This window comes from Streptomyces sp. WG7, from assembly GCF_049975785.1.
Taxonomy (GTDB): Bacteria; Actinomycetota; Actinomycetes; order Streptomycetales; family Streptomycetaceae; genus Streptomyces.
Genome location: NZ_JBNGGE010000017.1, coordinates 77,115 through 99,683 on the forward strand (window position 1 = coordinate 77,115; position 22,569 = coordinate 99,683).

Sequence of the window (22,569 nt, forward strand, 5' to 3'; positions counted from 1 at the left end):
CGACCGGAAAGGATGACGGGCCGCGGGACCGAGGGGGTCCCCGCGGCCCGTCGCCCTCGTTACACCGCCGGCAGCGCGTAGATCTCGTGGCCGTGCGTCGCCATCAGCCGGTTCCCCGAGCGGGCGACCTGCCACGGCTCGCCGACGGCCTTGCTGTCGGTGTACGTCCAGCGGAGCTTGCCCGTCCGCGTCTCCAGGGCGACGATGCCGCCGTCGAGGGAGCCGGTGGCGCCGTACAGGGTCGAGCCCACGCGGAGGAACGACTCCGGGCCCTCGACGTCCAGTTCGTCGCAGAGCCAGGTCCGCTTGCCGGTCTTGACGTTCACCGCCCATACGCCGTCGTCGTGGTCGCTGACGTAGAGCACGCCGTCGAAGACCGTCGGGTTGTCGAAGCCCCGGCGGCCGGCCGGGTCGAGCGTCCAGACCGTGCGGCCCTTCTCCACGTCGACGGCCTCGAGTGCGTCGCCCGGGAGGAAGACGAGGCCGTTCGCGACCGTGGGCCGCCAGGACCACTCGTCGCCGATCTTCCGGGTCCACACCTGGCCGCCGGTGGCGGTGTCCCGGACGGTGAGGTTGAGGTTCGAGTCGGCGTAGACCAGGTACTTGCCCGAGGCGGTGCCCTGGACGTCGTAGTCCTTCGTGCCCCAGTCCCGGTGCTGGACCCACGCGGTCCTTCCCGTGGTGTGGCTGATGGCCGCGACGGCCGTGCGGTACTCGGTGGCGCTCTTCGACTGACCGTGGTCTTTCGCCGTGACGTAGACGTTCTTGTCGTCGATGGCGATCGTGTCCTCGACGGACAGCTGCTTGCCGAGACGGCTGCGCCAGGCCTCTTCGCCGGTCTTGACGTCGTAGGCGACCAAGGCGCCCTCGTAGTCGCCGTCGGCGAGGAACACCTTGCCGCCGTGGAAGAGGAGCAGGGCTCCGGGCCGGCAGATGCCCGCCTTGGTCCAGCGGGCCTTGCCGGTCTTCACGTCGTAGGCCACGAGCGGGTCGCCGCTGACCAGGAGCAGTCCGTCGTGCGTGAGGAGCGGTACGCGCGGGTGGGTGCTGTCCTTCTCGGCCGACTTGTGCCACAGCGGCTGCGGGGCCACCCCGGCGGGCGGGGTCGTGAAGTTCTCGTCCACGGGCTCTGCCGACCCGCCCTTGCCCGGAGCGTCCGTCGCGTCGTCGGAGGCGCCGTCCCCGTCCCCGGAGGCGAGCAACCACCCGCCGCCGACTCCGGCCACCGCGACCGCCGCCGCGGCGCCGAACGCCAGACCGAGCGCCCGCCGCCGGGAGCGGTCCGGCGCCGACGCCCCGCCCGCGCCGACCTGCACCGTGCCGGGGAGGGGAGCGCCGTACCCGGGTGACGGTGGCGGCGTACCACCGGGCGGCGTGCCGTATCCGGCCGACGGCGTACCGGCCGGTGGGGTCCCGAGCTGCGGCGTACCGGCCGACGGTGTCCCGGTCGGCATCGTCGGCGCCGGACCGAACGCGGAGGCTGCCTGCGCCGGCGAGACGTTCGGGGGTGCCTCGGGTGCCTCGGGTGCCTCCAGGTCGAGGATCCCCGCGGCGTGGGTCGCGATCGTCGAGGCCACCGCCGAGGGCAGCCAGTCGTGCAGGGCGGCGTCGATACCCTGCCCGGCCAGTGCCGTGACGATCTCCCCGGGCGCCGGGCGCTGCGCCGGGTCCTTCATGAGGCAGGCGCGGATCAGCCCGAGCAGGGACGGGGGTACGCCCGTCAGGTCGGCCTCACCGTGCACGACCTGGTAGAGCAGCGCGGCGTGCGACGCCGTGCCGTCGCCGAAGACGCTGCGCCCGGTCGCCGCGAACGCGAGCACGGAACCCAGCGAGAACACGTCGCCCGCCGTGCCGACGTCCTTGCCCATGGCCTGCTCCGGCGACATGTAACCGGGCGAGCCGACCACCACTCCGGTCTGCGTCATCCGGCTGCCGTCCACCGCCCGCGCGATGCCGAAGTCGATGAGGCGCGGTCCGTCGGCGGCCAGCAGGACGTTGGAGGGCTTGAGGTCGCGGTGGATCAGTCCCGCCGCGTGGATGTCCTTCAGGGCCGCGGCGAGCCCGGCGGCCAGCGCGCGGACCGTGTGCTCCGGCAGCGCTCCGTGCGCCGCGACCACGTCCGTCAGGTCGGGACCGAGGACATACGAGGTGGCGAGCCACGGCAGGGAGGCGTCCGGGTCGGCGTCCACGACGGGGGCGGTGAACCGGCCGGAGACCGCCCTCGCGATCTCCACCTCGTGCCGGAAACGGGCACGGAAGTCACCGTCCGCCGCGAGATCGGGGCGGACCACCTTCACGGCGACGGTGCGGCCACCGGGCGAACGGGCGAGGTAGACGCGGCCCATGCCACCGGCACCGAGTCTGCGCAGGAGGCGGTAACTGCCCAGCTGCCGCGGATCGTCCGAGTGCAGTGTCTCCATGGCCGGCCTTCCCCGTCGTGACGCGCCGCCGACCAACAGCTGGCTCCTGCGGCGGTGTTCGTTGTCGCAGTCACCCTAGTGACAGGGGTGGCCGGCCCGGTTGCAGGGGCACGACGGGCCCGCCGGCGCGACGCCTCGGTTACTCGGCCTGCTCGGCCTACTCGACCTTCGACAGGCGCGCCTTCGGCCGCCCCGAGTCCTTGCTGTCGGACTCGTACTGGAGGTCGTCGCCGACCGGTGTGAGGCGGACGGTGTGGAGGGCCTGGTTGCAGACGTCGCGGTTGCCCTCGGCGCCCACGGCGCTCGTGACGATCTGTTTGTCCGTCACCTTCTTCAGGGTCAGTACGTCATCACAGATGCCGCCGAAGATGTCGGTGTGGCGCAGGGTGCCCAGGCGCTTCCCCACGTCGGCCTTCCCGACCGTCAGCCGGAAGGTGCCGAGCGGCAGGCTGCCCTCGGCGGCAGCGACCGCCTGGCCCTCCCAGGTGCCGAGGTAGCGCCCGGGAACGGTGCGGGGGGCGGCGGGCGACTGCGTGGCGGTGTCCTTTCCGCCGGGGGTGGTCTTGCCACCGTCGCCCGGCAGCACGTCCAGGACGAACACCGACCCGACCGTCACCGCCGCCACTGCTCCCGCCACCGCGAGTGCCACGGTGCAGCTGAGCCGACGGCCGCGTCCGCCGGTGCACCTGGTGGCGGTCGCGGCCACGGAGAGGGCGAGCCCGCCCGGTGCGGGGTCGTCGCCTCCCGGCCGACCGCCTCCCGGCCGACCGCCGTCCGGCCGACCGCCGTCCCCCGGTCCCTCGCCGCCCCTCGGTCCGGGGAACGGAGGGGCCGGTGGAGTGCCCGGTGGAGCAGCCGGTGGAGCAGCCGGTGAAGTGGCCGGTGGCGGCATCACCGGTGGCGGGCCGAAAGCGCCTTCGGCGGCACCCGCGTCGGCCGCCCCCGCCGTCACCGACGGCCGGCTGAACCCCACCGGCCCCGACGGGTGCCCCGGGGCCGGCGCCCCCGCCTCCAGGTTCAGCAGCTCTACGGCGCTCCGGCTGACCCGCTCCACCAGCGGCCCCGGCAGCCAGCCGCCGGACACGAGCCGGGCCGCGCCCTCGGGTGCGAGACGCCGGGCCACCTCCCCGGGGGTCGGCCGGGCCGCCGGGTCCTTGGCCAGACACGCCGCCACCAGGTCCCGCAGAACCCCGCCCGTCTCCCCTCCCGTCCCCCCGCCCGCCTCCTCCTCCAGGGCGTCGAGCTGGGGCTCCTCGTGGACGACCTTGTAGAGGAGCGCGGCCGAGGAGTCCCCGGGGAAGGGCGGCGCGCCCATCGCCGCGAAGGCGAGGACGGCGCCCAGCGAGAACACGTCCGCCGCGCCCGTGACGCCCCTGCCGAGGATCTGCTCGGGCGACATGTAGCCGGGCGAGCCGATGGAGACGCCGGTGGAGGTCAGGGACGCCGTGCCGTCCGTGGCGCGGGCGATCCCGAAGTCGATCAGGAGGGGGCCGTCGAGGGTCAGCAGGACGTTGGACGGCTTCACGTCCCGGTGGACGAGGCCCAGCTCGTGGACCGCCGCCAGGGCCTCGCCCAGTCCCGCGCCGAGCGCCCGCACCGAGCGGGCCGGCAGCGGGCCGCCGTCCGCGACGGCCGCCGTCAGGGACGGACCCGCCGCGTATGCCGTGGCGACCCACGGCACCCGCGCCTCGGGGTCGGCGTCGAGTACGGGCGCGGTCCAGGCGCCGCCCACCCGGCGCGCGGCGTCCACCTCGCGCCGGAAGCGGGCCCGGAACTCCTCGTCGAGGGCGAAGTGCGGGTGCACGATCTTCACGGCGACCGTGCGGCCGCCCGCGCTGCGGCCCAGGTAGACGCGGCCCATGCCGCCGGAGCCCAGTCGGCCGAGCAGCCGGTAGGGCCCCACGGCGGTGGGTTCGTCGACTTCGAGCGGCCGCATGGCGTCCACCCCTCCCCCGTACGCCAGTACCTGCGAGCAGGGTAGTGGGCGGGGGTGGCGGGCGGCCCGCGAAAAGCCCGCCGCGGATCAGGCCTGGAGCAGGTCCACCTTCACGTCCGCCGGGAAGCCGGTGCTCGGGCCCACGCGCCGGGCGAACTCGGTGACCGCCTCCAGCTGGGGGGCGCCGAAACGGAAGTCGAGGGTGGTGAAGTACTTCGCGAGGGTCTCCTCGTCGAAGGCCTCCCAGCGGGCCGCCTGCTCGGCGACCTTGCCGACCTCCTCGAGGGAGAGGTTGCGGGAGGCGAGGAAGGCCTCGTGCACCTTGCGGGTGAGCTCCGGTTCGCGCTCCGCGTAGTCCTTGCGCGCCGCCCAGACCGCGAAGACGAACGGCAGGCCCGTCCACTCCTTCCACAGCGCGCCCAGGTCGTGCACGTCGAGGCCGTAGCGCGGGCCGTCGATCATGTTCGCGCGCAGGGCGGCGTCGCCGATGAGGACGGCCGCGTCGGCCTCCTGCATCATCAGGCTCAGGTCCGGCGGGCAGGTGTAGTAGTCGGGCTGGACGCCGAACCGCTCGGCCAGCAGCAGCTGGGCGAGGCGGACGGAGGTGCGCGAGGTCGACCCGAGGGCGACCCGGGCGCCGTCCAGCCGGTCCAGGGGGACCTGCGAGACGATCACGCACGACATCACCGGACCGTCGCAGCCGACGGCGATGTCGGGGAAGGCCACCAGGTCGTCCGCGTTCTTCAGGAATTCGATCAGGGTGACGGGACCGATGTCGAGATCGCCCTGCACCAGCTGCTCGCTGAGCTTCTCCGGGGTGTCCTTCGTCAGCTCGAAGTCGAGGAGCGTACCTGTTCTCGCGAGCCCCCAGTACAGAGGCAGGCAGTTCAGGAACTGGATGTGGCCGACGCGCGGCCGGGTGCGAGAATTGTCCACATCGCGAGGCTAGCCCTCCCCCGGTATCCGCCCGCTGCCGACCCCCGTCGGCCCCGTCGGCCCCCGCCGACTCCGGCGTCAGCCGAACGGCCGAGACGTTCAAACATTCGGGTGAAGTGATCTTGGCCTCTGTTGCGCTCGGGGCCCTGCGTGCTAGGCTCACAGCAAGTTGCAGTTTGGTTTCCCTTGCAGTACAGAGCCTGCGGAGCATGTGACCGCGGGCTCTCGTCGTTCTCAGACGTATGCAGTTGTGCGGAATTCCCGTCTTCACACTTGCTGGTTCTGGAGCAGGGCAACCCTTTGGGCCCAAGGAGGGCTTATGGCTACCGGAACCGTGAAGTGGTTCAACGCCGAAAAGGGCTTTGGTTTCATCGCCCAGGAAGGCGGCGGCCCGGACGTCTTCGTCCACTACTCCGCGATCAACGCTCAGGGATTCCGTTCCCTCGAGGAGAACCAGCAGGTGTCCTTCGACGTCACGCAGGGTCCGAAGGGCCCGCAGGCGGAGAATGTCACTCCTGTCTGATTGACAGCAGTACCCAAGGAGCCCCGCGCCGACTTCGGCGACGGGGCTCCTGCCCTTTCCGGCGGCCGTTTCTGAATTCTTGGTGAAATCCCGCCGTCACTGGCCACCGCCGGCCACCGCTAGGGTCCCCGCCATGACTGACGACACCGGCTTCCTGGACACCACCCGGACCTTCTACGACACCATCGCCGAGGACTACGCCGACCGCTTCCGGTCCGCGGGCGCCGGCACCCCGCTGGACCGGGCGCTGATGAGCGCCTTCGCCGAGCTGGTGGGACCGGAGGGGCAGGTGGCCGATCTGGGCTGCGGGCCCGGCCGGGTCACCGCCCACCTCGCCTCGCTCGGCCTGCGGGTCTTCGGCCTCGACCTCTCCGCCTCGATGCTCGCGATCGCGCGCCGCGAGAACCCCGGCCTCCGGTTCGAGCAGGGCTCCATGCTGGAGCTGGACCTGCCCGACGGCGCCCTCGCGGGCGCGGTCTCCTGGTACTCGTCGATCCACACGCCGTGGGAGCGGCTGCCGGACCTCTTCGGGGAGATCCGGCGCGTGCTGGCCCCCGGCGGGCACCTGCTCCTCGCCTTCCAGGCCGGCGACGAGCCCCTCCGCCTCGACCGGCCCTTCGGCCACCCCGTCGCCCTGGACTTCGAGCGGCGGCGTCCCGAGCCGATGGCGGAGCTGCTGGAGAAGGCCGGGTTCACGGTGCTGTCCCGGACGGTGCGCGTACAGGAGGAGGACACCTCCTCGAAGGTCCCGCAGGCCTGCCTCATCGCCCGCCGCTGACCGCCCGGCGGTGGCGGCCCCGCGCACGACCGCCCGGCAGGGGGCCTACGTCTCGTACAGCCCCTCGACCGCATCCGCGAAGTCCCGCATGATCTCCTCGCGCCGGAGCTTCATCGACGGCGTCAGATGGCCCTCCCACTCCGTGAAGTCCCTCGGCAGGACGGCGAAGCGGCGGATGGACTCCGGGCGGGAGACGAGCTTGTTGGCCTCGTCGACCGCCCGCTGGAGCACCGCCAGGACCTCCTCGTCGTCGGTCAGCAGCTCCGGTGGCACGGGGTGCTTGCCGTTCATGCGACGCCAGTGGGTGACGCCGTCGGGGTCGAGGGTGAACAGGGCGGCGACGTAGGGGCGGCGGTCGCCCAGGACGATGCACTGGGAGATCAGGGGGTGGGAGCGCAGCCAGTCCTCCAGCGGGGCCGGGGCCACGCTCTTGCCGCCCGCGGTGATCAGCAGTTCCTTCTTGCGTCCGGTGATCGTCAGGTAGCCCTCGTCGTCCAGGCTGCCGATGTCGCCGGTGGCGAGCCAGCCGTCGGGGGCGGCCGGGACGACGCCGCCCGCCTCGGTGTCCCAGTAGCCGTGCAGGACCTGGTCGCCGGCGACGAGGATCTCGCCGTCGGCGGCGATGCGGACGCGGGTGCCGGGCAGCGGCCAGCCGACCGTGCCGAGCCGCGGCTTCAGCGGGGGTGTCACCGTCGCGGCGGCCGTGGTCTCGGTGAGGCCGTACCCCTCGAAGATCTCGATGCCGGCCCCGGCGTAGAAGGCGGCCAGGCGGCGGCCGAGCGGGGAGCCGCCGCAGATGGCGTACCGGACCCGGCCGCCCATGGCGGCCCGGATCCTGCGGAAGACGAGGGGGTCGTAGAAGGAGCGGGCGGTCTTCAGGGCACGGCCCGGGCCGCCGCCCGTGCCCGCCTGGCGGGCCTCCATGGCCTCGCCGTAGCGCACCGCCACCGAGACGGCGCGGTCGAAGGCCGAGGCCCGGCCGCCCGACTCGGCCTTGGCGCGGGCGCTGTTGAAGACCTTCTCCAGCATGTACGGGATGGTGAGGAGGCAGGTCGGGCGGAAGGCCGCCAGGTCCGGCAGCAGGTTCTCGGGTTTCAGGCTCGGCGCGTGGCCGAGGCGGACCCGGGCGCGGACGCAGGCCACGGCGACCATGCGGCCGAACACGTGGGACATCGGGAGGAAGAGCAGGATCGACGGCTCCTCGCCCGTCTGCGCCTTGAAGACGGGGTAGAGCAGCTCGATGGCGTTGTCGACCTCGGCGAAGAAGTTGCCGTGGGTCAGCGCGCAGCCCTTGGGGCGGCCGGTGGTGCCCGACGTGTAGACCAGGGTGGCGAGCGTGCTCGGGCTCAGCATGCCCCGGCGGACGTCCACCTCCGCGTCCGGCACCCTCGCCCCCAGCTCCGCCAGCCGCTCCACGTGCCCGTTCTCCATGACCCACAGGTGCTTGAGGTCGGGGATGCGGTCCAGCTCGGGGCCGAGGGCCGCGGCCTGCGCGGCGGTCTCGGTGACCAGGGTGACCGCGCCGCAGTCCTGGAGGATCCAGCGGGTCTGGAAGAGGGAGGAGGTCGGGTAGACGGGGACGGTGACCAGGCCGGCCGCCCACGCGGCGAAGTCCAGCAGCGTCCACTCGTACGTCGTACGGGCCATGATCGCGACGCGGTCGCCCGGCGCCAGACCCTCGGCGATCATGCCCTTGGCCACCGCCAGCACCTGCCCGGCGAACTCGGCCGCCGTCACGTCGGACCAGCCCCCGTCCGGTGACCTGCGGCTGAGGACCACCTGGTCCCCGGCCGCGGCCGCGTTGTCGAAGGGCAGGTCGGCGAGCGAGCCGCGGCGCACCAGCGGCGCGAACGGCGGTACGTACGCCTCCCGTACGGCCCCGTCCAGCCGCCGCGTCTCGGGCGCCACCAGGGTGGGGCCGGGCGAGTCGGCGTAGGCGGCGGACGCGGCGAAGGAGGGAAGCGGGGTGGACACGGGCGGCTCCTGGGACGTGCAGCGGCGGGACTGCTTCTGCTGTCACTTCTGTGACTGCTGCAAGGCTGCAACTGCAGCAACGGCTGCGACTGCTCTGCTGCATGACGTACGTGCCTCGCGCGCCGAGGTGTTCAACGCCGGGCGCCGAGGCGTGCGTCGCCGGGTTCCGCGGACGTGGGTCACCGGCAGTGGGTCCCGGGATCGTACGGGCCTCTCGTGGGGAGTTGGTGCGGGTTCCGGGATGGTCCCGCGTCGGGGGTGTGCAGTCTCGGGGGTTACCTGCCAGTAGGTCAGGTTCGTCCCGCTATGACCATGACACCCCGACCGCCCGCCCACCGAGGACCGCACCTCGACCCGCTTCCCGTTCGCGACCCTGACGGTGCCGTACGGGGCCGGGGACGGGCGGTTCGAGCTGCGCGGCGATCAGGGGCGGCGGCTGCACCTGTCCGGCGAGGCCGGGCCCTACCCGGCCTGAACCGGGGCCGCCTGGGCCGGGGTCGCCTGGGCCGGGGTCGCCTGAACCGCGGTCTCCCGGGCCGGGGGCTCCGGCCCGGAGTCCTCCGGCGGGGACCAGGGGCGGCCCGCCATCAGGTCGCCCAGGCCCGCCCAGGCGAAGTCCATCAGGGTCGCCGCCGCCTGCTTCGCGGTGACGCCCTCGGTGGCGCCCGCCCAGTCGGCGAGCGATTCGGCGGCGCCGACCAGCGCCTCGGCCAGCCCGGCGACCTCGCCCGCGGGCAGGCGCGGGTCCCGGTGCGCGTCCCGCGCCGCGGCGGCGATCAGCTGCGTCACGAACGCGACGATGTCCTCGCGCATCGCCGCCACCTCGGCCGCGAACCGCTCACCGTGGGTACGGGCGTGGAGGTGCAGCACCCGCCAGGCGTCGGGGTTCTCCGCGGTGTGGGTGAAGAACGCCCGCAGTCCCGACCAGAGTTGCCCGTCGGCGGGCAGCCCCGGACGCACACCGGCCCGGACCGCCCCGGTGAGGGCCCGGGCCTCGCGGCGGATGCAGGCGGTGAAGAGGTCGTCCTTCGAGTTCAGGTACAGGTACACCAGCGGCTTGGAAACACCCGCCAGTTCGGCGATCTCGTCCATCGACGCCGCCATGTACCCGCGCCGCCCGAAGACGCGCACGGCGGCGTCCAGCATCTGCTGCTCACGGACCGCACGCGGCATCCGCTTGGTTTTCCCAGCACCCATGCGAATCAGCGTACGGTCCGTGCGGCGGTGGTCAGGACGCCGACGCCGTCCCGACGCGAGGGTCGGGACGGCGTCGGGACGGCGCGGACGGGACGGACGGGACGACGGTCAGGCGGCGACCGGGACCGGCTCCGAGGCCTGCTTCTCCTGCTCCGGCTCGTCGATCGGCGAGCTGTGCGCCGAGTCGTAGGCCTTCCGGTCGAGCAGCCCCTCACGGGCCGAGACGATCACCGGGACCAGCGCCTGACCTGCGACGTTCGTAGCCGTCCTCATCATGTCCAGGATCGGGTCGATGGCGAGGAGCAGGCCGACGCCCTCCATGGGCAGGCCCAGCGTGGACAGGGTCAGGGTCAGCATGACCGTGGCGCCGGTGAGGCCGGCCGTGGCGGCGGAGCCGACCACCGAGACGAAGGCGATCAGCAGGTAGTCGCCGACGCCGAGCTGGATGTCGAAGATCTGCGCGACGAAGATCGCGGCGATCGCCGGGTAGATCGCGGCGCAGCCGTCCATCTTCGTCGTCGCGCCGAACGGCACGGCGAAGGACGCGTACTCCTTCGGCACGCCGAGGCGCTCAGTGACCTTCTGGGTCAGCGGCATGGTGCCGACGGAGGAGCGGGAGACGAAGGCGAGCTGGATCGCGGGCCAGGCGCCCTTGAAGAACTGGAGCGGGCTGGCCTTGGCGACGGTGGCGAGCAGCACCGGGTAGACCACGAACATCACGATCGCGCAGCCGACGTAGATGTCGGCGGTGAAGGTGGCGTACTTGCCGATGAGGTCCCAGCCGTAGGTGGCGATGGCGTTGCCGATGAGGCCGACGGTGCCGAGCGGGGCGAGGCGGATGACCCACCACAGGGCCTTCTGGAGGAGTTCGAGGACGGACTCGCTCAGGTTCAGGATCGGCTGGGCCTTCTCGCCGAGCTGGAGGGCGGCGATACCGGCGACGGCGGCCATGAAGACGATCTGGAGCACGTTCAGCTCGGTGAACGGCGTGATGACGTCGGTGGGCACGATGCCGGTCAGGAAGTCGATCCAGGAGCCGGTGTTCTCGGGCTTCGCGCCGTCGGCCGGCGTGAGGCCGGTGCCGGCGCCGGGGTTGGTGACGAGGCCGATGGCCAGGCCGATGGCCACCGCGATCAGCGACGTGATCATGAACCAGAGAAGGGTGCGGGACGCCAGGCGGGCCGCGTTGTTGACCTTCCGCAGGTTGGTGATCGACACCAGGATCGCGAAGAAGACGAGCGGTGCGACGGCCAGCTTCAGCAGGCCGATGAAGGTGCCACCGACCTTGTCGAGGGTGGTGACCAGCCAGGAGAGGTCCTGGCTGCGGGCCAGCCAGCCGAGCAGGACGCCGAGGACGAGACCGGCGAGTATCTGGGCCCAGAAGGGCACCTTGAAGTACTTCGTGACGGAAGACACGGACAGGCTCCGTAAGGGGGACGGGACGCGGGGACGGACGCGCTGGGCTGACGTGGAGAACGACGGATGAGGGGGAACGTCAGGGGCGACAGTTCGCGGACGCGCACCGACAGAGGTCCACGTGCAGGCGCGCCACGAGCGCGAGGCTCGGTGGGGTGTGGGGCGCGGCTGCGTGCTTCATGCACACGACTTTAACACCTGCGCTTTGGGACCCCCAAAGCCTCGCTTTGAGAGGCAGGGAGCGCGTACTGCCCGTAAAACGCAGAAGGCCCCGGTTTCCTGTGCTTTGGGAAACCGGGGCGTGCGGGTGCGTGACGTGCGTTACGAGGTCTGGCCCTGGGCGCGTGCCGCGTCGTCGGCGGTGTCCTCCTGGCCGCGGTTGGCCTCGAGGTTGGCCTTCATACGCTCCACGCGGCCGGCGACCTGGACGGAGGCCCGGTCCCGCTCCTTGCGCAGCGCGATGTAGCTGATGGGGGCCGAGAGCAGCAGGGAGAGCAGGAGGATCCACATGCCGTTGGAGTCACCGAGACCGCGCGGGAACACGCCGGCGTAGACGAGCCCCCAGACGGCCACGAGGCAGCCCACGAAGATCCCGAGGCGCATCAGCGTGTAGCGGAGCATCTCAATCCACTCTTCCGTTTCTGGCACAAAGAGGCACTGTCCAGTGAAACATGCCGGGATGCCGTCCTTGCAGCGGGGTGGGGTCCTGCCGGCGGGGTGGGGGCCTGCCCGGCGAGGTCGGGGCCTGCCGGGCGGGCGGCAGGCGTGCCGGGCTCAGGTCAGCGGCAGCAGCAGGAAGACGTCGTCGCGGTCGTCGCCCGGCGCCACCCGGATCGCGCCGGGTACCCGGCCGACCTCCTTGTAGCCGCAGGACTCGTAGAACCGCTCCAGGCCGAGGCCGCCCCGGCAGGTGAGCCGGATCGCCTCGATGCCGTCGACGGTGCGGGCGGCGTCCGCGGCGGCGGCCATCAGGTCCCGGCCGTAGCCCCGGCCCTGGTGGCGCGGGTGGACCATCACCGTGTAGAGCCACAGCCAGTGGGTCATCAGCCGGTGCGTGTTGCGGGTGAGGAAGGCGGTGGCGGCCACCTGCCCCTCCTCGTCGTGGCCGACGAGGAGGCGGGTGCGGCCCTCGGCCATGGCCACCATGTGCTTGACCAGTTCGGGGCGGATCTCCTCCCTCGTCACCGGCGGTACGAAGCCCACGGAGCCGCCCGCGTTGGAGACGTCGGTCCACAGGTCGAGTACGCCGTCGCGCAGGTGGGGAGTGACGGGCGGGTCGAAGGTGAAAGTAAGGGACACACCAGCATCGTAACCATTACGCGAGTGCCCGTGCCGCCACCCTGAGGTCCGAGACCAGCCCCCGGTACGCCCCGTCCCGGTCCTCGGCCCGCAGCACCGCCGAGGGGTGCACGGTGGGCACCAGCCGTTCCCGGCGGCCGTGGATCTCCTCCTCCAGCACCGTGCCGCGCACCCGCGTGACGCGGAACGAGGAGCCGAGCAGGGCCTTGCCCGCCGTGGCGCCGAGCACCACGATCAGTTCGGGTTCCACGCGGGCCAGCTCGGCGGCCAGCCAGGGCCCGCAGGCGGTCGTCTCACGCAGGGTGGGCGCCTTGTGGATACGGCGCTTGCGGGGCTCGGACCGCGTGAACTTGAAGTGCTTCACGGCGTTGGTGACGTACGCGTCGCCGGGATCGATCCCGGCCTCCTCCAGGGCCCGGTCCAGCAACCGGCCGGCCGGTCCGACGAAGGGCTCCCCCTCACGGTCCTCCTGGTCGCCGGGCTGCTCGCCGACCAGCATCACGCGGGCGTCCGCCTTTCCGGCGCCGAACACCGTCTGGGTGGCGGCCGCGTGCAGGGGGCAGCCCCTGCACCCGGCCGCCGCCTTGCGCAGGGCCGCGAGTCCGCCGCGTTCCGGGACGAAGGGGGCGGCGGTGTAGGCGTCCTCGGGAGCCTTGGTGGTGGCCATGCCCGCCGGGTACCCGGGGGCGTGGGCTGCGAACGAAGGGGCGGTCCGGGGGCCGGGGGGTGGCCCGGGAGGGGGTCAGACCCGCATGGGCTGCGGCGAGTCCCTGCGTGCCGCGTCGGGTCCCTCGAACTCCCGGATGATCTCGTACCGGGTGTTCCGCTCGACCGGCCGGAACCCGGCGTCGCGGATCAGGTCGAGCAGGTCGTCCCGGGTCAGCTTGTTCGGTGTGCCGAAGTCGTCCGCGTCATGCGTGATCTTGTACTCGACGACCGAGCCGTCCATGTCGTCGGCGCCGTGCTGGAGGGCGAGCTGCGCGGTCTGGACGCCGTGCATGACCCAGAAGACCTTGACGTGCGGGACGTTGTCGAAGAGCAGCCGGGAGACCGCGAAGGTCTTCAGCGCCTCCGCTCCGGTCGCCATCTGAGTGCGGGCCTGGAGCCGGTTGCGGACCTTGCCGTCCTTCATGTCCACGAAGTCGTGCTGGTAGCGCAGCGGGATGAAGACCTGGAAGCCGTTCGTCTCGTCCTGGAGCTCGCGCAGGCGCAGCACGTGGTCCACTCGGTGGCGCGGCTCCTCGATGTGGCCGTAGAGCATGGTGCACGGGGTCTTGAGCCCCTTCTCGTGCGCCAGGCGGTGGATGCGCGACCAGTCCTCCCAGTGGGTGCGGTGGTCGACGATGTGCTGCCGCACCTCCCAGTCGAAGATCTCGGCACCGCCGCCGGTCAGGGACTCCAGGCCGGCGTCGATCAGCTCGTCGAGGATGTCGGAGGCGGACATCCCGGAGATGGTCTCGAAGTGGTGGATCTCGGTGGCGGTGAACGCCTTGAGCGACACGTTCGGCAGCGCGGCCTTCAGCTCCCGCAGGGAGCGCGGGTAGTAGCGCCACGGCAGGTTGGGGTGCAGGCCGTTGACGATGTGCAGCTCGGTGAGGTTCTCGCCCTCCATCTCCTTGGCGAGCTTCACCGCCTCCTCGATGCGCATCGTGTACGCGTCCTTCTCCCCCGGCTTGCGCTGGAAGGAGCAGTACGCGCAGGAGGCGGTGCACACGTTGGTCATGTTGAGGTGGCGGTTGACGTTGAAGTGGACGACGTCGCCGTTCTTCCGCGTCCGCACCTCGTGCGCGAGGCCGCCGAGCCAGGCGAGATCGTCCGACTCGTACAGCGCGATGCCGTCCTCGCGGGTCAGCCGCTCACCGGAACGGACCTTCTGCTCCAGCTCCCGCTTGAGCCCGGCGTCCATGCGATACCTCTTTCTGAGACAGACTCCGTAAACCGTACGCCCCGGGGGCTACACCTCTTCGGGCAGCTCGCCCACCCGGTTCTCCCACTTGGTGGAGAGCACGATGGTGGTGCGGGTCCGGGACACGCCCTTCGTGCCCGACAGCCGGCGGATGATGCTCTCCAGGCCGTCCACGTCGGCCGCGCGCACCTTGAGCATGTAGGAGTCGTCGCCGGCGATGAACCAGCAGTCCTCGATCTCCCGCAGCTCCTTGAGCCGCTGCGCCACGTCCTCGTGGTCGGCGGCGTCGGAGAGCGATACGCCGACCAGGGCGGTGACGCCGAGGCCGAGCGAGGCGGCGTCGACGGTGGCCCGGTAGCCGGTGATGACGCCGGCCGCCTCCAGCCGGTTGATGCGGTCGGTGACGCTGGGTCCGGAAAGTCCGACGAGGCGCCCCAGCTCCGCGTAGGAGGCCCGGCCGTTCTCCCTCAGGGCCTGGATGAGCTGCCTGTCCACCGCGTCCATGCGATCGAAGCCTTCCACTGAAGAGTTCTGAAGATGTGGGTAACAAACGTGTGGGGGAAGGTGGTGCTCGGGTGATGCTCGGGTGGTGCTTGACGGTTCTCGGGTGGTGCTTGATGGTGCTCGGGTGGTGCTCGATGGTGCTCGCCGGTCTCGCTGATGTCCGGGGTGGTGCTCAGTCGGTGGGGCGGGCCCCGCCGAGGTCGCCGCGCCAGCGGCGGTAGAGGTCGTGCCCGACGCCCGCCGCGTCGAGGACACGTCCGGCGACGAAGTCCACCAGGTCCTGGATGTGCGTCGCCCCCGCGTAGAAGGCCGGCGAGGCGGGCACCACGGTCGCGCCCGCGTCGTCCAGTGTCACCAGGTGCCGCAGCGTCCGGCCGTCCAGCGGGGTCTCCCGCACGGCCACGACCAGCTTGCGGCGCTCCTTCAGGGTCACGCTCGCCGACCGCTGCAGCAGGTCCTTCGACAGCCCGAGTGCGACGCCCGCGACGCACGCCGTCGACGCGGGCACGATGAGCATGCCCTTGACGGGGTACGACCCCGAGGACGGCCCGGCCGCGAGGTCGCCCGCGCTCCAGTGCCGTACCCGGTCGCCGTCGAGGTCGACGTCGAAGGTGCCGGGCTTCCCGTCGGCGCCCCGGGACAGCCACGCGCGCAGGTCGGTCCGCCAGTGGGCGTCCCGGAAGGAGATGCCGGTCTCGTCGAGCAGCGTGAGCCGCGAGGCCCGGCTGACCACCAGGTCGACGCTCTCGCCCGCGGCGAGCAGTGCCCGCAGCACCGAGGCGGCATACGGAGTGCCGGAAGCGCCGGACACCCCCACGATCCAAGGCCGGCGCGGCGTCTCTCCTGGCTTGACTGGGTTCACGGGACCGAGCCTATCCGGCGCCGCGGAGTGGGAACCCGCCAAGGGTGCCCGGCCGTACCGGACGGGGGCGCCCTGCTGTGCCTTCCGGGCCTGGGCGACGTGACACGGGCGTCTTTTCCGAGGCGCCCCCGACCCCGAGGCGCTCCCCGCATCGAGGCGCCCCCGCCCCACGGCGCCCCGGCCCCGAGGTGGGCCCATCACGGGGTGGGCCCACCCCGGTGGGCCCGGATCAGGTTCCGAAGCACTGCTCCGGCCCGCCGTCCGCGGGCAGCAGGCAGGCCTGCGCATTCGCCGGGTCGCCGCCGGTCATCAGGGTGTAGACGTAGCCGTCGGCGTCGTGCCGGTCCCGGATCGACGCGTGCCGGGTGGGACGGCCCGGGACCCTCAGCTCGATCCGGTCCCCGACCCGGCCCAGCCAGATCCGCGCCCAGAACGCGTCACAGTGCTCACTGTGCCGGATCTCCATGCGGGCCCCGCCGGGGAAGCGCGCCTCCGCCACGGCACCGAATTCGGAGCCCGGCTCGGTACAGCCCTGCGACTCGGAATTCTCGCCGTCGCACGCCGTGCCCCGGCAACCGGGCTGTGCCGGGACCGGCTCGGCGGGTCCCCGGATCAGCGGAACGGCGGCGAGTACGACGGCGGACAGCAAGGCGGAGACCCCGACCGGCCACCAGCGGTGCACGATCCGGCGCCAGTGGCTCCACCGGCGCCACTGGCCGGGCGCCACCGCGCTCGGTCCCGGGTCCGTCACCGCGGCGCACCCAAAGCGCTCGGGTGCCCGCGGCGTCCGTGTCACCCCCGGCCAGGGCTTCCAGGGCGTCAAGGGCTTCCACGGCGTCGGGGGAGTACGGTCCGCCTCCTCGTCGGCCGCCCGCCGCGGTGCGCGGTGCGGTGCGCGGTGCGGTGCGCGGTGCGTCTGCGGCGCGTCGGCGCCCCGCTCGGTCCCGTCGCCGCGCTGCCGCCTGCCGCTGGACTCGGTCTCGGCCACTTCCCACAGGGCCATCAGACGCGCGGGCGGCTCGTCGGCCAGGGCGCAGAATTCGGCGACCGTTTCACGCGGCGGCAGATTGCGTCCGGTGAGATAGCGGTGCCAGGCCGACTTGCTGGCCGAGGTCCGGTCGGCCAGCGCCCCCAGGCTGAGCCCGGTCCGCTTCTTCAGCGCCACCAGCTCCGCCGCGAGCCCGGCCAGCTCCTCACGCCGCCCGCTCATCGGCGCAGCTCCTCCCAGGTGTGCTCGCCGATGACCCCGTCGACGACGAGACCCCCGCGGTCCTCCTGGAAACGCTTGACCGCACGTTCCGTCATCGCGTCGTAGGCGCCGTCGACTTCGGCCACCGGGTAGCCGTGGTACTCCAGCAGGCACTGGGCCTCCACCACGTCCCAGCTGATCACCAACTGGTGCAGGTAGGTCCGCCGGGTGTCGCTGTAACCGGCGGTGAGCAGGGCTCCCTTCCGCTCCACCGGGCAGTCGTAGGTGGTACCGGCCTCGAAGACGAAGTCGTCCGGCCGTTCCCGGTGGCTCACCCCGCCACGGTCCCAGGTCGCGGCGACGGTGACGGCCGTACTGGCCATGATCAGCAGCGATATCAGGTAGGGCGCCCGGTACCGGGCCCACGCCACAGGTCCTCGCCCGCCCTGCCGGGCCGCCCCGCTGTCCGGAGCCGTGCCGTCGGCCGGAGGCGTGCCGTCGGCGGGCACCGCCCCGTCGGCCTCCTCCCGGCCCGGGGCGGCCGGTAAAGAGGCACCCGAGGGAGGGGAACGGAGCCAGTCACCGGCCGCGAGCGCGTGCAGTGCCCGCCACCGGTCGCCGTCCTCGCCCGCCAGCGCGGCCAGCTCCGCGACCGCCTCGCGTGGCGGGAGCTTCTTGCCGTTGAGGTACCGCTCCCACGACGACCTGCTGTAACGGGTGCGCCGCTCCAGCGCGGCCAGACTCATTCCGGTGCGGTCCTTCAGCTCCCGAAGCCCGGTCACCAGGCGCCGGGCAGGCGGGCTGAGTTCCTCGGGCAGAGATCTCCACGGCGCCATGGCAGGAGGAAATCCTCTCGTTGCGGGCGTACTCCAGGGCCTTCTTCCCTTGTGTCCTCTCCCGTGTGGACCGCTTCCTCCGGAAGCGTCCCGGACCGTGCCCCGGAACAGAGCGCCCGGGCCGTGTCCCCGCAGGTGAGCGCCGGGGACGTCCCGGGGACACCCGGGACGTCCCGGATCATAGCGCTGCCGGGAAAACTGCCGACAGGCTGGACCGCGTCCGAACGAACCCGCTGGAACGATCCGACGGGCCGTCAGCTTCCGTCGCGCAGAGAGCAGTTGCGATGCGCGCTCACCAGAGGACAGCTCTGCTGGTCGCGGCCACGGCGCTGGCCGGCGGAACGGCCGCGATCACCCGCACCCCCGCCACGACGACACAGGAGTGACTCGTGCACCTCGTACGAAGCAGCCGCCGCGCACGGCGATGGACGACAGTGCTGGCCGGTGCGACGGCCACCGCCGCACTGGTCCTGCTCCCCCTCGGCAACGCGCAGGCGGCGACGAACCACGCCCCGCGGGCGACCGCCCTGGCCGACTCCTGCCGCGGCGTCAGCACGGTCGGCCTCTACTGCGGCTATCACACGGGGACCGCCTGGGCCGAGCGCGGCAGCACCGGCGCCCATGTGAAGGAGATCCAGGCGCTGATCAACGAAACCACCCGCTACCCGCAAGCCGGCGGCGGCAAGCTGGCCGTGGACGGCGTCTACGGGCCCGCCACGGAGTCCGCCGTCACCTGGTTCCAGTGGTACTACATCGGCGAGAGCGCCTCCGACGGCATCGTCGGCCCCCAGACCTGGGACGAACTGCGCTACGGCAACCGCTGACCGCACCACAGGCACAGCGCACAGCACGCAGCACACGGCACGCAGCACACGGCACACGGCACACGGCACACCACCACAACACGCAGCGCGGGGGTGCGGTCTCCGCCGGCCGACCGGCCGACCGCACCCCCGTGCTGCCGCCGAAGACGCGCCACCACCGAAGACGCGCCACCACCGAAGACCCGAAGAGGAGACAGCGTTGCCCCCCGAGCACACCACGCGCCGAGGCTTCATCGGCATGGCGGGCCGGACGGCCGCGGCCGTCACCGCGGCGGCCGCCCTGCCGGTCATCTGTACCGGTCCGGCCCACGCGGTCGGCGAGGACGAACTCTCCTTCGTCCTGAGCCACGACCACCCCGACGCGATCATCCCCGACGTGTCCGACGCCGACTACGCGGCGGGCGTCTCCCGCGAGCCGCTGAACGCGACGTGCGGCTGCGCGCTGCCCGGAGGTGAGGGCGCGTGAGTATCCCCCGTTTCGTTCCCCGCGCCTCCTGGGGCGCCCGGTCGGCCACCAAGATCAGCACGAACATCTCCCCGGAGCTCGGGGGCGTCGCCATCCACCACACCGGAGGGTTCCGCTTCGCCGCCGCCGACCACCGCGACTGCGCGGGCCAGGTCCGGGGCATCCAGCGGGACCACATGGACGGCAACGGCTGGTGGGACATCGCCTACACCTACCTGGTGTGCAATCACGGCTACGTGTTCGAGGGCCGGGGCGTGGGGCTCCGCTCGGCCGCCAACGGCTCCGACTTCGGCAATCAGCGGTACTACGCCATCTGCGGCCTGGTCGGCGGCTTCATCGTCTACGACGAGATCACTCCGCAGCTCGTCTACGGCTTCCGCAGCGCCATCGCCCACCTGCGCAGCGTCGGCAACGCGGGCACGGGCACGGAACCGCACGGCATCTTCGTCTCGACCGACTGCCCGGGGTCGCGCCTGTACAGCCTCATGCCCGACATGGAACCGGGACCGGGCAAGGGCAGCGGCGGCTGGGTGCCGAAGCCTCCCCCGCCCATGGACTCCTCGTACCCCTCGGCCCCCGTCTTCCCCGGTGTGTTCCTGCACTACCCGCCCGCGACGGTGCACTCGAGCGCCCGCACGTGGCAGCAGCGCATGGCGGCCCGCGGCTGGTCGATATCGGTGGACGGCGTCTACGGCGAGCAGTCCCGCCGGGTCTGCCTGGCCTTCCAGCAGGAGAAGGGACTGACCGTCGACGGCGTGGTCGGCGCCCGCACCTGGTACGCGGCCTGGAACACGCCCGTCACGAGCGGCGGCTCCGACCCGTCCGCGGCCCCGGCGTGGCCCGGCACGCTGTTCAGCTACCCGCCGGCCACCGTCCACCCCGGCGTCCGCACCTGGCAGCAGCGCATGGCCGCGCGTGGCTGGAACATCGGCACCGACGGTGTGTACGGGCCGCAGTCCCGCACCGTGTGCCTCGCCTTCCAGCGGGAGAAGGGGCTCACCCCCGACGGCATCGTCGGCCCTGCCACCTGGCAGGCGGCTTGGGCCTCACCCGTCACCTGAGGCGCACCGTCACGCGGCCGGTCACGCGGCCAGGCCGTCACACGGTCGAGCCGTCACACCGTCAGGCCCCGCACCAGCAGATCCAGCAGCGCGCACACGAACAGCGCGATGCCGATGAAGCCGTTGACGCTGAAGAACGCCCTGTTCAGGCGGGTCAGGTCATGGGGGCGCACGATGGTGTGCTCGTAGACGAAGGCGCCGGCGACGATCAGCAGGCCGAGCCAGAAGAAGACGCCGGCGTCGGTGGCGACGGCGTACCAGGCGAACAGGGCCGTGGTGACCGTGTGGCAGGCGCGGGCGCCCCAGATGGCCGCCGGGATGCCGAAGCGGGCCGGGACCGACTTCACGCCGACCTGCCGGTCGGTCTCGACGTCCTGGCAGGCGTAGATCAGGTCGAAGCCGCCGATCCAGATGCCGACCGCGAGGCCGAGGATCACGGCCTCCCAGGACCACTCACCGGTGATCGCCAGCCAGCCGCCGATCGGACCCATCGCCTGGGCGAGGCCGAGGATGGCCTGCGGGAAGTTCGTGAACCGCTTGCCGTACGGGTAGACCACCATCGGGATCACGGCGACGGGGGCCAGGGCGAGGCAGAGCGGGTTGAGCAGGGCCGCCGCGCCCAGGAAGACGACGAGGGCGATCAGCGCGCCGGTCCAGGCGTGCTTGACCGACATGGCGCCGGTGACCAGTTCGCGGTGGGCGGTGCGCGGGTTGCGGGCGTCGATCTCGCGGTCGATGATCCGGTTGACCGCCATCGCGAAGGTGCGCAGGCCGACCATGGCGACGGTGACCAGGAGCAGCCGGCCCCAGTGGATGTTCTCGTCCCACTCGTACATCGCGGTCAGCGCGGCGATGTAGGCGAAGGGCAGCGCGAAGACCGAGTGCTCGATCATCACCAGGCGCAGGAACGCCTTGGTGCGCCCCGGCTGCTGCGGTAGCGCGGCGGAAGCCGACGTCACAGTCCGTACTCCTTCCAGCGGCGGTCGACCTTCGCCGCCGTCTCCGGGTCGGACAGCACCATGTCCGGCCAGCCCCCGTCCCGCGTGTACCCCTCCTCGGGCAGCTTCTTCGTGGCGTCGATGCCCGCCTTGCCGCCCCAGAACTGCTGGTAGGAGGCGTGGTCGAGGTGGTCGACCGGGCCTTCGACGACGGTGAGGTCGCGGGCGTAGTCGGTGTTGCCGAGGGCCCGCCAGGCGACCTCGTGCAGGTCGTGGACGTCGCAGTCGGAGTCGACGACCACGATCAGCTTGGTCAGCGACATCATGTGGGCGCCCCAGATGGCGTGCATCACCTTCTGGGCGTGCTTGGGGTACTTCTTGTCGATCGAGACGATCGCGCAGTTGTGGAAGCCGCCGGCCTCGGGGAGGTGGTAGTCCACGATGTCCGGGACGATGATCTTCAACAGAGGCAGGAAAAAACGCTCCGTGGCCCGGCCCAGCGGGCCGTCCTCCGTCGGGGGCCGCCCGACCACGATCGACTGGAGCAGCGGACGCTTCCGCATCGTCACGCAGTCGATCTTCAGGGCGGGGAAGGGCTCCTGCGGGGTGTAGAAGCCGGTGTGGTCGCCGAAGGGGCCCTCGGGGAGCATCTCGCCGGGCTCCAGCCAGCCCTCGATGACGACCTCCGCCTGCGCCGGTACCTGGAGCGGGACGGTCTTGCAGTCGACCATCTCGATCCGCTTGCCCTGGAGGAACCCGGCGAAGAGGTACTCGTCGATGTCGCCGGGGAGCGGGGCGGTGGAGGCGTACGTCACGGCGGGCGGGCAGCCGAAGGCGATCGCGACCGGCAGGCGCTCGCCGCGCCGGGCGGCGACCTGGTAGTGGTTCCGGCTGTCCTTGTGGATCTGCCAGTGCATGCCGATGGTGCGCTTGTCGTGGCGCTGGAGGCGGTACAGGCCCAGGTTGCGGATGCCCGTCTCCGGGTCCTTGGTGTGGGTGAGGCCCAGGTTGAAGAAGGAGCCGCCGTCGTCGGGCCAGGTGAAGAGGGCGGGGAGCCGGTCGAGGTCCACGTCGTCGCCGGTGAGGACGACCTCCTGGACGGGGGCGCTGTCGCCCTTCACCTTCTTCGGCGGTACGTGCGTCATCGCGCCGAGCTTGCCGAAGGCCTCGCGGATGCCGACGAAGCCCTGGGGCAGCTCGGGCTTCAGCAGCCCGCCGATCTTGTCCGAGATGTCGGCGTACGACTTCAGGCCGAGGGCCTTGAGCAGGCGCCGGTCGGTGCCGAAGACGTTCATCGCGAGGGGCATGTCGGAGCCCTTCACGTTCTCGAAGAGAAGGGCGGGGCCGCCGGCCTTGTTCACTCGGTCGACGATCTCCCCGATCTCCAGGTGGGGATCCACCTCGGCCTTGATGCGCTTGAGGTCGCCGTCGCGCTCCAGGGCCCTGAGCAGGGAGCGAAGATCGTCGTAAGCCATGCCGTCCAGTATCCCCGAGCGGCTACCCT

21 protein-coding genes are annotated in these 22,569 nt (G+C 72.0%); 5 read left to right on the forward strand and 16 right to left on the reverse strand.

Annotation, left to right across the window (positions count from 1 at the left end; all coding sequences use genetic code 11):
* Positions 1-59 precede the first annotated feature (59 nt).
* From ACP4J0_RS19130 to ACP4J0_RS19140, 3 genes are all read right to left on the reverse strand, one after another.
* Positions 60-2,420, reverse strand: a complete 2,361-nt coding sequence (locus tag ACP4J0_RS19130) for a PQQ-binding-like beta-propeller repeat protein (RefSeq protein WP_426599875.1) — start codon at positions 2,418-2,420, stop codon at positions 60-62.
* 157 nt (positions 2,421-2,577) lie between these two features.
* Positions 2,578-4,356, reverse strand: coding sequence for a serine/threonine-protein kinase (locus ACP4J0_RS19135; RefSeq protein WP_426599876.1), 1,779 nt, complete (start codon positions 4,354-4,356; stop codon positions 2,578-2,580).
* 87 nt (positions 4,357-4,443) lie between these two features.
* Complete coding sequence (locus tag ACP4J0_RS19140) at positions 4,444-5,292, reverse strand: menaquinone biosynthetic enzyme MqnA/MqnD family protein (protein ID WP_426599877.1); 849 nt, start codon at positions 5,290-5,292, stop codon at positions 4,444-4,446.
* Positions 5,293-5,611: 319 nt separating this feature from the next.
* Here ACP4J0_RS19140 and ACP4J0_RS19145 point away from each other — a divergent pair, with 319 nt between their 5' ends.
* Together ACP4J0_RS19145 and ACP4J0_RS19150 are read left to right on the forward strand one after the other, a co-directional pair.
* Positions 5,612-5,815, forward strand: a complete 204-nt coding sequence (locus ACP4J0_RS19145) for a cold-shock protein (protein ID WP_003974443.1) — start codon at positions 5,612-5,614, stop codon at positions 5,813-5,815.
* Positions 5,816-5,948: 133 nt separating this feature from the next.
* Entirely contained in the window at positions 5,949-6,593 is a 645-nt protein-coding gene (locus ACP4J0_RS19150) for a methyltransferase domain-containing protein (RefSeq protein ID WP_426599878.1), read from the forward strand.
* 45 nt (positions 6,594-6,638) lie between these two features.
* Here ACP4J0_RS19150 and ACP4J0_RS19155 read toward each other — a convergent pair whose 3' ends face one another.
* The 11 genes from ACP4J0_RS19155 to ACP4J0_RS19205 all read right to left on the reverse strand — a co-directional run bounded on the left by ACP4J0_RS19155 (position 6,639) and on the right by ACP4J0_RS19205 (position 17,776).
* Positions 6,639-8,567 (reverse strand): AMP-dependent synthetase/ligase, encoded by a 1,929-nt coding sequence (locus ACP4J0_RS19155; protein ID WP_426599879.1) that lies wholly within the window; start codon positions 8,565-8,567, stop codon positions 6,639-6,641.
* A 462-nt stretch (positions 8,568-9,029) separates the two neighbouring features.
* Positions 9,030-9,764, reverse strand: a complete 735-nt coding sequence (locus ACP4J0_RS19160) for a TetR/AcrR family transcriptional regulator (RefSeq protein ID WP_426599880.1) — start codon at positions 9,762-9,764, stop codon at positions 9,030-9,032.
* A gap of 108 nt (positions 9,765-9,872) precedes the next feature.
* Positions 9,873-11,186 (reverse strand): dicarboxylate/amino acid:cation symporter, encoded by a 1,314-nt coding sequence (locus ACP4J0_RS19165; protein ID WP_426599934.1) that lies wholly within the window; start codon positions 11,184-11,186, stop codon positions 9,873-9,875.
* A 315-nt stretch (positions 11,187-11,501) separates the two neighbouring features.
* Positions 11,502-11,801: a DUF4229 domain-containing protein gene (locus tag ACP4J0_RS19170; protein ID WP_426522278.1), complete on the reverse strand. Its 300-nt coding sequence runs from the start codon at positions 11,799-11,801 to the stop codon at positions 11,502-11,504.
* A 153-nt stretch (positions 11,802-11,954) separates the two neighbouring features.
* The gene (locus tag ACP4J0_RS19175) at positions 11,955-12,479 is read right to left on the reverse strand and encodes an N-acetyltransferase family protein (RefSeq protein WP_426599881.1); all 525 of its coding nucleotides are present in this window, start codon (positions 12,477-12,479) and stop codon (positions 11,955-11,957) included.
* A gap of 16 nt (positions 12,480-12,495) precedes the next feature.
* Complete coding sequence (locus tag ACP4J0_RS19180; RefSeq protein ID WP_426599882.1) at positions 12,496-13,146, reverse strand: UdgX family uracil-DNA binding protein; 651 nt, start codon at positions 13,144-13,146, stop codon at positions 12,496-12,498.
* Between the two features lie 75 nt (positions 13,147-13,221).
* On the reverse strand, positions 13,222-14,385 hold the full coding sequence (mqnE, locus tag ACP4J0_RS19185; protein ID WP_426599883.1) for an aminofutalosine synthase MqnE: 1,164 nt from the start codon (positions 14,383-14,385) through the stop codon (positions 13,222-13,224).
* Positions 14,386-14,433: 48 nt separating this feature from the next.
* Positions 14,434-14,889: an Lrp/AsnC family transcriptional regulator gene (locus ACP4J0_RS19190; RefSeq protein ID WP_426522274.1), complete on the reverse strand. Its 456-nt coding sequence runs from the start codon at positions 14,887-14,889 to the stop codon at positions 14,434-14,436.
* 172 nt (positions 14,890-15,061) lie between these two features.
* Complete coding sequence (locus ACP4J0_RS19195; protein ID WP_426599884.1) at positions 15,062-15,751, reverse strand: UbiX family flavin prenyltransferase; 690 nt, start codon at positions 15,749-15,751, stop codon at positions 15,062-15,064.
* A gap of 229 nt (positions 15,752-15,980) precedes the next feature.
* The gene (locus tag ACP4J0_RS19200; protein WP_426599885.1) at positions 15,981-16,961 is read right to left on the reverse strand and encodes a helix-turn-helix domain-containing protein; all 981 of its coding nucleotides are present in this window, start codon (positions 16,959-16,961) and stop codon (positions 15,981-15,983) included.
* Entirely contained in the window at positions 16,958-17,776 is an 819-nt protein-coding gene (locus tag ACP4J0_RS19205; protein WP_426599886.1) for a peptidoglycan-binding protein, read from the reverse strand. Before ACP4J0_RS19205 ends, ACP4J0_RS19200 begins: the two co-directional genes overlap by 4 nt.
* A 389-nt stretch (positions 17,777-18,165) precedes the next feature.
* Between ACP4J0_RS19205 and ACP4J0_RS19210 the strand changes: the two genes are divergently transcribed.
* The 3 genes from ACP4J0_RS19210 to ACP4J0_RS19220 all read left to right on the forward strand — a co-directional run bounded on the left by ACP4J0_RS19210 (position 18,166) and on the right by ACP4J0_RS19220 (position 20,127).
* On the forward strand, positions 18,166-18,600 hold the full coding sequence (locus tag ACP4J0_RS19210; protein WP_426599887.1) for a peptidoglycan-binding domain-containing protein: 435 nt from the start codon (positions 18,166-18,168) through the stop codon (positions 18,598-18,600).
* Between the two features lie 199 nt (positions 18,601-18,799).
* Entirely contained in the window at positions 18,800-19,066 is a 267-nt protein-coding gene (locus ACP4J0_RS19215) for a twin-arginine translocation signal domain-containing protein (protein ID WP_345591181.1), read from the forward strand.
* Positions 19,063-20,127: a peptidoglycan recognition protein family protein gene (locus ACP4J0_RS19220; protein WP_426599888.1), complete on the forward strand. Its 1,065-nt coding sequence runs from the start codon at positions 19,063-19,065 to the stop codon at positions 20,125-20,127. Before ACP4J0_RS19215 ends, ACP4J0_RS19220 begins: the two co-directional genes overlap by 4 nt.
* A 53-nt stretch (positions 20,128-20,180) precedes the next feature.
* Here the strand turns inward: ACP4J0_RS19220 and mqnP are convergent, their stop codons facing one another.
* Positions 20,181-21,086, reverse strand: a complete 906-nt coding sequence (gene mqnP, locus ACP4J0_RS19225) for a menaquinone biosynthesis prenyltransferase MqnP (protein ID WP_426599889.1) — start codon at positions 21,084-21,086, stop codon at positions 20,181-20,183.
* Complete coding sequence (locus ACP4J0_RS19230; protein ID WP_426599890.1) at positions 21,083-22,540, reverse strand: menaquinone biosynthesis decarboxylase; 1,458 nt, start codon at positions 22,538-22,540, stop codon at positions 21,083-21,085. The genes mqnP and ACP4J0_RS19230 overlap by 4 nt, the downstream gene beginning before the upstream one ends.
* Positions 22,541-22,569 lie beyond the last annotated feature (29 nt).